Here is a 419-nt window from a genome sequence, read left to right as displayed (position 1 = left end):
GGGATAGCGAGATCACTCGACGGCATGGTTCCATCGTCCTGCCGCTTCGCTTTCGTGAACTTCAGCGTCCAGCGCGCATGGCGATCCTTGTGCGACAGCTTTGACGGCTTGTCCTGCCAGTCTTCGGGAATACGGCCTGCCCGGAGATCGGCTTTCTCGGCGTTCGTGTTGCGCTGCTTTGGAGCCGCCACCAGCGTTGCATCCAGGATCTGGCCCGACATCGGCAGATAGCCGGCGTGCCGCAGGGTCGCGTCAAAACGGTTGAACAGACCCTCGATCGCTCCCACCTGCGTCAGGCGCTCACGGAACAGCCAGAGTGTTTTGGCATCAGGAACACGATCTGAAAGCCCCAGCCCAAGGAAGCGCATGAACGACAGGCGATCGTTGATCAGATATTCCGTCCGCTCATCAGACAAATT

General features: G+C 59.4%; 1 protein-coding gene. It reads right to left on the bottom strand.

Annotation, left to right across the window (positions count from 1 at the left end):
- A partial coding sequence (locus KP705_RS18200; protein ID WP_215765314.1) for a transposase occupies positions 1 to 419 on the bottom strand: 419 nt, incomplete at both ends.

Origin of the sequence: Gluconobacter sp. P1D12_c (assembly GCF_018812105.1) — a bacterium.
Lineage (GTDB): Bacteria > Pseudomonadota > Alphaproteobacteria > Acetobacterales > Acetobacteraceae > Gluconobacter > Gluconobacter oxydans_A.
Note: the sequence above shows the minus strand (reverse complement) of the source record. Positions and strands in the feature narration are given on the sequence as shown.